Origin of the sequence: Nostoc sp. (genome assembly GCF_036917775.1) — a bacterium.
GTDB lineage: Bacteria > Cyanobacteriota > Cyanobacteriia > Cyanobacteriales > Nostocaceae > Nostoc.
Map to the genome: position 1 here is coordinate 39881 of NZ_JBALEQ010000067.1, position 9640 is coordinate 49520.

Genomic DNA, 9640 nt, shown 5'->3' on the forward strand with positions numbered 1-9640 from the left:
TAGCCTAGTTCATTTTTATTTACATAGTTTGATTTTATTGTGCCAACTTACTTCGTAGAACTTTCCCAATTAAAAATCCTCAATTCAGAAGGCGCTGACTGGATGCAGCAAAACCAATATTCTCTATGCGATCGCATTCTCTATGGATGTAAAGAAACATTATTCAATCAATTAATTTGATGCAAATTGAAAATACGTTGCGTTTAAAAGGAATAATGCTGCTTATCCTTGTTAATGTAATTAGCGCTACAACTTTTCCATTGACTAAAGACATCCTTAGTAGTCTTCCACCAAGTGCATTGATTGCTACACGCTTTGTCATAGCAGCAGCAGTTTTTGCTGTAAATTTACGTAATATTAACGCACTTTTACTTCGTGATGGTACAGTACTAGGTCTTTTCCTTTTCTTTTTCTTAGCTATAGAAACAATTGCACTCAAGACTATACCAGCGAATCGGGCTGCATTCATTGGCAGTTTGAACGCACTCATAGTCCCGCTACTAGCATGGCTGAGTGGTCAGCGCGTACCGTTGAGAACTTTCCTAGCTGCTGGAGTCGCTGTGATCGGTATTGGTGTGATGTTTTGGGAAGGGGGAGAACTAGGAATTGGCGATCTGTTGATGTTGGTTGATGCTTTTGTCTACGCAGGCTACATCATTTTCCTAGACCGGGTTGCGTCTCGTCACCCCACCTTAACGCTTACCAGTGTTCAACTTTTGTTCATTGCGGTGCTAGGTCTGCTCTGGAATAATACACAAATTCTTAACCAATTTGAGGTAATTCACCAGCACTGGGGAGTAATTGTCTACTTAGGGCTGTTGGCGACGGCTGCTGTTATCTGGTTGCAAACATTAGCACAGCAATGGGTTTCAGCCGACGAAACAGCTTTACTTTATACACTTGAGCCATTGTTCGCCACAATTTTCTCGTTTTGGCTACTGGGAGAACATCTGGGAATACGCGGTCTAATTGGCGCGATTCTTGTCTTAGTTGCTCTGCTTCTAAGTCAAAGCCCTCAAAAGATTGAGCCGGAAGCAAAAGTTGAGGTACAGAGCAGTTAACAAGCTTTCACCTCGAAAGTGAAATCTAACTAAACCAAGTTTGAAATTTGAAATCAAGAAATTTAAACATAGTAGGTTTTTATCTATGAATACAATAGAGTCAATTTCAGCTGCAAAGCTCAATTTTCATGTCACGATTCAGGAAACAGCGAAAGGAAGAGGAGTATTTGCTACGAGAAAATTTGCCAAAGGGGAAACCGTTGTGGTGGGTATCCCAATTGAAGAAGTTCCCCAACGAACAATTTATTCCTTTCAGATGGATTTTAATTTGTATGTCAACCTAGATGAGCCTGCTGTCGTAATTAATCATTCTTGCGATCCAAATACTGGAGTAAGAAACAATCAGTTTGGGGGATATGACTTCGTTGCGTTGGGCGATATTGAAGCCGATGAGGAAATTACCTGGGACTACGAAACCACTGAATATGAATCAATAGCTGTCTCTCGCTGCTTGTGCAAATCTCTATCCTGTCGAGAGAAAACATTAGGATTCAAATTCCGCGAACCAATGTTGCGCGATCGCTATGGAGAGTACATTGCAGATTATCTCAAAACCTAAAGCAAATAACATCTATAGCAGCATGAAAAATAATTTTGCGTAATTTCAAAATCATTGTAGAGACGTTTCATTGCAACGTCTCTACATTCAGATCCTTGTTTTGCTTAAGCTTTTTTCAACCAGCTAAACATAGCGCGTAAATCTTTACCAACTTCCTCAATTTTGTGTTCAGCTTCTTTACGACGCATGGCGGTAAATCCTGGTTTACCAGCTTGGTTTTCTAGAACGAATTCTCGTGCAAATTGCCCAGATTGAATTTCGCTGAGAATCTTTTGCATTTCAGCTTTGGTTTGTTCGGTAACAATCCTTGGCCCACGAGTATAATCGCCATATTCAGCAGTGTTAGAAATGCTGTCGCGCATTTTAGCTAAACCGCCTTCTACAACCAAGTCAACAATTAGCTTGACTTCATGCAGACATTCAAAATAAGCCAATTCTGGTTGATAGCCAGCTTCTACCAAAGTTTCAAATCCGGCTTTGATTAAAGCACTCAAACCACCGCACAATACTGCTTGTTCGCCAAATAAATCTGTTTCGGTTTCTTCGCGGAAAGTCGTTTCGAGAACACCAGCGCGAGTACCACCAATACCTTTAGCATAAGACATGGCGCGATCGCGTGCCTGACCACTGGCATCTTGATAAACTGCAAACAGCGCTGGTACACCTTCACCACCTTCATAAGTCCGCCGTACCAAATGCCCCGGCCCTTTTGGTGCAACCATCACCACATCTACATTATCTGGTGGTACAACTTGCCCAAAGTGAATATTGAAACCGTGAGCAAAAGCTAACACATTCCCTTCTTCTAGATTGGGTTCAATCTCGTTTTTGTAAATCGTTTTTTGGACTTCATCAGGTAACAAAATCATGATAAAGTCAGCAGCATTGGCAGCATCTGCGACATTCTTCACAGTTAACCCAGCAGCTTCAGCCTTTGCTACTGACTTACTACCCGGATATAGTCCCACAATCACATTCAAACCACTATCTTTGAGATTGAGAGCGTGGGCATGACCTTGAGAACCATAGCCGATGATAGCAATAGTTTTTCCAGCCAAAAGGTCTAAATTGGCATCTTCGTCATAATACATCCGGGCCATAGAAGCATCTCCTGTCAGCAAGCATCGTCATTTATTGGCAGGCTTACGATTGTACCTCAAATTGAGTAACACAGATGACTATAAATAATTCGATTTTATCTCTTTGGATTAAGGGGAGCAGAGGAAGCAGAGGGAGAAAAATTACATAGCCAGTTAGTTCCCAATGACAAATGACTAATAACTAATGACTAAGCTGTTACATAAATCGCAACAATACAGGGTTTGAGTTTTTCTTCGGTAATACTGGGGTTAACTTCATCTATCTGGGGGTAGATTATGTATACTTCGACTAAATTCCCGCGTACATCTGCTTTGTTTATAAGTGCGTTATTGGGAGGGGTGATTTTTACCAGTTGCGCCTCTTCGGATCGATCAACAAATCAGTCTGCACCTCAAATTGCAGCCAATGGCTCGGTAAATCAATTATCTACTCGTGAAAGCAGTGTTTCTCAAAAGGCGGAAACTGCACCAATAGAGCGTTCTCGTCCCCAACTCATTAAAAAGGCAGCAATCTCTTTGACTGTCAACTCTGTAGATAAAACTGTTGATGCTGTTTCGCAAATTATCAATAAGCAGCAAGGGGATTTAATCGGGTTGAAACAACAACAACCCAAAAACGACAACCTGCGTTACACAGCAACAATCCAATTGCGGATACCAGAGGATCGACTAGAACCTACTTTAGAAGAACTAGCTAAATTAGGCACTGTAGAGAGTCGTAACATTACTGCGGAAGATGTAGGCGATCGCCTGGTGGATTTCCAAGCCAGATTAACCAATCTAAAGAAAACTGAAGCTAATTTGCAAAAAATTATGGATCGGGCAGGTTCTGTTAGAGATGTGCTTAGTGTTTCTCAAGAATTAAGTAATGTCCGACAAACAATAGAACAAATTGATGCTCAACTGAAAAACCTCAAAAATCAAGTTGCTTATTCCACGATTACGCTAAATCTAGAAGCAGCAGTTTCTAGTACCAGTCCCCAACCTGCTTTCGGTTTGCAAGTTCAGGAAACTTGGAACAACTCTACCCATTCTTTGAGTGCATTTTCTGTTGGCTTACTCAAGCTGGGTATTTGGTTAATTGTTTACAGTCCCTATTTGTTAATTTTTGCTGCTCTTATTTATGGCTTTAACCGTTGGCGGCGAACTCATTCACCACGTTTGACACAAACACCAGAATCAACTCGTTCTGAATGAATTTGCATAAATCCTACATCTACCGTTGATAAATTTACATAAGCAAAGAGTATGTTAAATATTGCCAAATCTTATTGTCTAACCCTCTATCTTTAAAAGTTCTATTTATCCTGTAGTTTCGATTACTTTAATACTTTTTCAAATGTAAAGAGCAATACAAAAAATATGATGACAATTTTGATACAAATCTGTTAAGAATAGTTACAATAGTCGGCATACACGATAATATTTCTTATGGTAAATTCACTTGACAATAGTCCACCCCATAAAGTAGTAATCGTTGGCGGTGGGTTTGGTGGACTTTATGCAGCAAAAACACTCGCCAAAGCGGCGGTAAACGTTACCTTAATCGATAAACGTAACTTTCATCTATTTCAACCCCTTTTATATCAAGTCGCCACAGGTGCGCTATCTCCTGCTGATATCTCTTCACCGTTGCGTTCTGTCCTCAGCAAGAGCAAGAATACGAAAGTGCTGCTGGGAGAGGTGAATAATATCGATTCAGAAGCGCAAAAAGTCATCGTGGGCGACGAAGCAATAGCTTACGATACGTTAATTGTCGCCACAGGTGCGAAGCATTCCTACTTTGGTAAAGATAACTGGGAAGAATTCGCCCCAGGCTTGAAAACTGTAGAAGATGCCATAGAAATGCGTAGCCGGATTTTTTCGGCCTTTGAAGCCGCAGAAAAAGAAACCGATCTAGAAAAACGCCGTGCTTGGTTAACTTTTGTAATTGTGGGTGGTGGCCCAACTGGTGTAGAGTTAGCTGGTGCGATCGCAGAATTGGCAAATCAAACCCTCAAAGAAGATTTCCGCAACATCGACACCTCAGAAGCCAAGATTTTGCTATTAGAAGGGCTTGATCGGATTCTCCCACCCTTTGCACCAGAGTTATCACAAGAAGCGGAAGCATCCCTGACGCGCTTAGGGGTAGTTGTGCAGACAAAAACACTGGTAACGAATATAGAAAATGATATTGTTACCCTGAAACAAGGTGATGAAGTTAAAGAAATTGCCTCAAAAACGGTATTATGGGCAGCAGGTGTAAAAGCTTCAGCAATGGGAAAAGTGCTAGCAGAACGCACAGGTGCTGAATGCGATCGCGCTGGACGGATTGTTGTTGAACCTGACTTGAGTATTAAGGGACATCCCAATATTTTTGTAGTTGGCGACTTAGCAAATTTTTCTCATCAAAATGGTAAACCCCTACCTGGTGTTGCACCTGTAGCCAAGCAAGAAGGTGAATATGTAGCAACATTAGTTCAACAGCGACTTGCAGGTAAAAGTTTGCCACCCTTTGCTTATAACGATCATGGTAGTTTAGCGATGATTGGGCACAATTCTGCTGTAGTTGATTTGGGCTTTATCAAGCTGAAAGGTTTCTTTGCATGGCTGTTTTGGCTGGTGATTCACATCTACTTCCTAATTGAATTTGACAACAAATTAGTAGTAATGATTCAGTGGGCGTGGAATTACTTTACCCGTAATCGCGGAGCAAGATTGATTACAGGAAAAGAAACCATCACAGAGTTTGTAATTAGCGATCACAACAATTATTCAGCCGAGAATAAACGGCCAGTAAATGTCTAATTGGGCATTGGGGAAAGACTTGTTGCAAGTTCTCCAAGTCCCCTTGTCCCCTTGTCCCCCCATCTCTCCATCTCCCCACTCCCCGCCCTCATAAATTAGCAGTAAGCTGTTTGAGGGCGTTTTTTCATATCTACATAATGGCAACTATTAACGACAACTACCTGAAACTAAAAGCGGGTTATCTGTTTCCAGAAATTGCTCGGCGGGTGAATGCCTTTGCAGAAGCCAATCCTGATGCTAAAATCATCCGGCTGGGCATTGGTGATGTTACCGAACCTCTGCCGGAGGCTTGCCGCACAGCTATGATCAAAGCTGTGGAAGAAATGGGCGATCGCAATACCTTCAAAGGCTACGGGCCAGAGCAAGGCTACGCTTGGTTACGCGAAAAAATTGCTGCTCACGATTTCCAAGCACGGGGAGCCGATATAGATGCTTCCGAAATCTTTATCTCCGACGGTTCCAAGTGCGACACAGGCAATATTCTAGAAATCTTTGGTCATGACAATCTAATTGCCGTTACTGACCCAGTTTACCCCGTGTATGTAGACACCAACGTTATGGTGGGAAATACGGGAGATGCCAACGATAAAGGCGAATTTGAGGGTTTAGTTTATCTGCCAATTACGGCTGATAACAACTTCACCGCCGAAATTCCCTCAAAGAAAGTCGATTTAATTTATCTCTGCTTTCCCAATAACCCCACTGGCGCAACTGCAACCAAAGAATATCTCAAAGCATGGGTAGATTATGCCAAAGCTAATAACTCGATTATTTTCTTTGATGCAGCCTACGAAGCCTATATTACCGATCCGTCGCTTCCTCACTCAATTTATGAAATAGAAGGTGCAAAAGAAGTTGCGATCGAATTTCGGTCTTTCTCTAAGAACGCAGGTTTTACAGGAACTCGTTGCGCGTTAACTGTAGTACCGAAGACACTCACAGCAAAAGCCGCCGATGGTTCCGATGTCGAACTATGGAAACTTTGGAATCGTCGCCAGTCTACCAAATTTAATGGTGTTTCTTACATTGTTCAACGGGGAGCCGAAGCGGTTTACTCTGAAGAAGGGCAAGCACAAATCAAAGGATTGGTTAGTTTCTATCTAGAAAACGCCAAAATTATCCGCGAGAAACTCACAGCCGCCGGATTATCAGTTTATGGTGGCGTGAATGCACCTTACGTTTGGGTAAAAACTCCTAATGGTTTATCCAGTTGGGAATTCTTTGATAAGTTGCTGCAAACCGTCAACGTTGTCGGAACCCCTGGTTCTGGCTTTGGTGCTGCGGGTGAAGGTTACTTCCGCATTTCGGCATTTAACAGCCGGGAGAATGTCGAAGAGGCAATGAAGCGGATTGCCGAAAAGTTTAAGGTGTAGAGCGATCGCTTTTGTTAAACTCATTCTATTAGTCTAAAGGTTACGGTGGGCTGGATTATCCACCGCAACCTAATAGATAATGACAAAGGACAGCCTTAGCCAGTTAGCTTTAATTTCGCCGACCTAGTTACAACTAGGGAGAGGTATTTTTATATAGATTTTGCGTCGCGGATAAGATAAAGAAGTAAGATAGCTCCTCACACAAGTAGCAATGACTTCAACCCTGCGGAAATTTACTCGTCTTCATAGCCCAACCCTACATCAGTTACCCAATGGTTTGACAATCATAGCGGAGCAGATGCCAGTTGAAGCTGTAAACCTCAACTTATGGATTAAAGTTGGTTCAGCCGTCGAATCTGATGCCATTAATGGTATGGCTCACTTTTTAGAACACATGATTTTTAAGGGAACAGAACGACTGGCTAGCGGCGAGTTTGAACGTCGAATTGAAGAACGGGGTGCTGTCACCAATGCCGCTACTAGCCAAGACTATACTCATTACTATATAACTACTGCCCCGAAAGATTTTGCCCAGCTTGCTCCATTACAAATAGATGTAGTATCAAATGCTAGTATTCCCGATGATGCTTTTGAACGTGAGCGATTAGTAGTTTTAGAAGAAATTAGGCGTTCAGAGGATAATCCCCAACGGCGGACATTTCGCCGGGCAATGGAGACAGCATATAATGAGCTACCTTATCGTCGTGCGGTATTGGGGCCAGAATCGGTGATTGCCGAACTTAAACCCCAACAGATGCGGGATTTTCATCATAGTTGGTATCAACCCCAGTCAATTACTGCTGTAGCTGTAGGCAATTTGCCTGTGGAAGAATTAATTGCGATCGTTGCGGAAGGATTTACAAAAGCTAATAAAACTCAGCACTCCCCACTCCCCACCCCCCACTCCTCACTAAATCCTGAGTCACCATTTACAGAAATTGTCCGCCGAGAATTTACAGATGAAAGTCTCCAGCAAGGCAGGCTATTGATGCTTTGGCGGGTTCCAGGAATGGCGCAGTTAGAGCGCACCTATGGATTGGATGTTTTAGCTGGAGTTTTGGGACACGGACGGACATCAAGATTGGTGAGAGATTTACGAGAAGAACGGGGATTAGTTTCTTCAATTTCTGTGAGCAATATGAGCAATAAGCTGCAAGGGACATTTTATATTTCAGCTAAATGTGCAGTAGAAAATTTAGCAGAAGTAGAGGATGCGATCGCTCAACATATTCGCACAGTCCAAACCGAGTTAGTCACAGAGTCAGAAATTGCCCGTGTACGGCGGCGAGTAGCGAACAGATTTATTTTTGGCAATGAGACACCAAGCGATCGCACTGGATTGTATGGTTACTATTATTCCTTGTTGGGAGATTTAGAACCCGCCTTTAACTACCCAGATTATATTCAGAGTCAAGATGCAACTGACTTAATGCAAGCAGCCAAAGAGTATCTTTCCCCAGATGCTTATGGTGTAGTTGTTGTTAAGCCTTAAATTAAAAACGGGGAATTGGGAATGGGAATAGTCAATAATCAATAGTTGCTTCTTCCCCTGCTCCCTGCTCCCCTGCTCCCTGCCCCCTTCCCAATTCAATCATGTGGACTCAAATCGACACCCATATCAGCCAGGTGACTGGCGAAAAATTTCAAAGTCAGCAACGGCGATCGGTTGGTGGCGGATGTATCAACCAAGGTTATGCTGTTTCCAATGGTGAGATTACCTACTTTGTTAAGCTCAACCTTGCATCCCAAGTTGCGATGTTTGAGGCTGAGGCATTGGGTTTAAAGGAAATGCTAGCAACAGCTAGTATTCGCATCCCAAAACCTATTTGCTGGGGTGTTGCTGAGAATTCTAGCTACATTGTACTGGAATGGTTAGAACTTGGTAATGGCAACAGCAATTCGTGGGAAGAGATGGGGCGCAAGTTGGCGGCGATGCACCAAGCTAGCAGTAGCCAAGGTTTTGGTTGGAAAATTAACAATACCATTGGTTCAACGCCCCAAATCAATACTTGGACAGCAGACTGGACAGAATTTTATATTAAACATCGCCTTGGTTATCAATTTCAGTTGGCAAGGCGACGGGGAGGAAATTTCCCCTCTTCAGAAAAATTACTAGCAGCTATCCCTGAACTATTGGCGCACCAAGTACAACCTTCTTTAGTACATGGCGATTTATGGGGCGGAAATGCCGGGTGTACTGCGTCAGGAGAACCTGTGATTTTTGATCCAGCAACTTATTTTGGCGATCGCGAAGTTGATATTGCCATGACAGAATTATTTGGTGGGTTCCCCGCAGCTTTTTACAAAGGTTACAACGAAGTTTTTCCTTTAGATGCAGGCTATGAGCAGAGAAAAACACTTTATAACCTCTATCACATTTTGAATCACTTCAATTTATTTGGGGGAGGTTATGCTTCCCAGGCGAACCGGATGATTGACCAGATTTTGCGCTAACTACAGCATTTCATTAATTCGTAGCGAATTAAATTTGGCAATCCTGTGCTTTATTAGTGCATTGGCTTGCCTTGTGAATGCGTCGGCTTGCTTTGTTAGTGCATCGGCTTGCATTGTGAATGCGTCGGCTTGCTTTGTTAGTGCATCGGCTTGCTTTGTAAATGCGTTGGCTTGCTTTGTTAGTGCATCGGCTTGCATTGTAAATGCGTTGGCCCGGATTTCTCACAAACAATAAAAAATCCATTCACAGCACTCGAACTAAGACATTTTTTTGATACATCATCAATTGGAAATTAAGTGAGTAAA

The 9640-nt window shown here is 42.5% G+C and carries 10 protein-coding genes; 8 read left to right on the plus strand and 2 right to left on the minus strand.

Translation table 11 applies throughout. The annotated features are described in order from the left end of the window. The first annotated feature begins 39 nt into the window (after positions 1-39). The 3 genes from V7K69_RS11360 (at position 40) to V7K69_RS11370 (ending at position 1620) form a co-directional block, all read left to right on the plus strand. On the plus strand, positions 40-180 hold the full coding sequence (locus V7K69_RS11360; RefSeq protein WP_335034314.1) for a hypothetical protein: 141 nt from the start codon (positions 40-42) through the stop codon (positions 178-180). 35 nt (positions 181-215) lie between these two features. Further along, positions 216-1061 carry a DMT family transporter gene (locus tag V7K69_RS11365; protein ID WP_335034316.1) on the plus strand — a complete coding sequence of 282 codons (846 nt, stop codon included), beginning with the start codon at positions 216-218 and terminating at the stop codon, positions 1059-1061. A gap of 85 nt (positions 1062-1146) precedes the next feature. Continuing rightward, a complete protein-coding gene (locus tag V7K69_RS11370) occupies positions 1147-1620 on the plus strand; it encodes an SET domain-containing protein (RefSeq protein WP_335034318.1) in 474 nt (157 codons plus the stop codon). A 104-nt stretch (positions 1621-1724) separates the two neighbouring features. On the opposite strand, the gene ilvC is transcribed toward V7K69_RS11370, so the two are convergent. After that, complete coding sequence (gene ilvC, locus V7K69_RS11375; RefSeq protein ID WP_094351210.1) at positions 1725-2720, minus strand: ketol-acid reductoisomerase; 996 nt, start codon at positions 2718-2720, stop codon at positions 1725-1727. A 276-nt stretch (positions 2721-2996) separates the two neighbouring features. Here ilvC and V7K69_RS11380 point away from each other — a divergent pair, with 276 nt between their 5' ends. The 5 genes from V7K69_RS11380 (at position 2997) to V7K69_RS11400 (ending at position 9334) form a co-directional block, all read left to right on the plus strand. Next, complete coding sequence (locus tag V7K69_RS11380) at positions 2997-3917, plus strand: DUF4349 domain-containing protein (RefSeq protein ID WP_335034321.1); 921 nt, start codon at positions 2997-2999, stop codon at positions 3915-3917. A gap of 234 nt (positions 3918-4151) precedes the next feature. Then, complete coding sequence (locus tag V7K69_RS11385; RefSeq protein WP_335034323.1) at positions 4152-5507, plus strand: NAD(P)/FAD-dependent oxidoreductase; 1356 nt, start codon at positions 4152-4154, stop codon at positions 5505-5507. A gap of 137 nt (positions 5508-5644) precedes the next feature. Continuing rightward, on the plus strand, positions 5645-6880 hold the full coding sequence (locus V7K69_RS11390) for an LL-diaminopimelate aminotransferase (RefSeq protein WP_335034325.1): 1236 nt from the start codon (positions 5645-5647) through the stop codon (positions 6878-6880). Between the two features lie 211 nt (positions 6881-7091). After that, the gene (locus V7K69_RS11395) at positions 7092-8372 is read left to right on the plus strand and encodes a M16 family metallopeptidase (protein WP_335034327.1); all 1281 of its coding nucleotides are present in this window, start codon (positions 7092-7094) and stop codon (positions 8370-8372) included. A gap of 101 nt (positions 8373-8473) precedes the next feature. Next, positions 8474-9334: a fructosamine kinase family protein gene (locus tag V7K69_RS11400; RefSeq protein WP_335034329.1), complete on the plus strand. Its 861-nt coding sequence runs from the start codon at positions 8474-8476 to the stop codon at positions 9332-9334. Here the strand turns inward: V7K69_RS11400 and V7K69_RS11405 are convergent, their stop codons facing one another. Continuing rightward, entirely contained in the window at positions 9335-9532 is a 198-nt protein-coding gene (locus V7K69_RS11405; protein ID WP_335034331.1) for a hypothetical protein, read from the minus strand. It lies immediately after the preceding gene. Positions 9533-9640 lie beyond the last annotated feature (108 nt).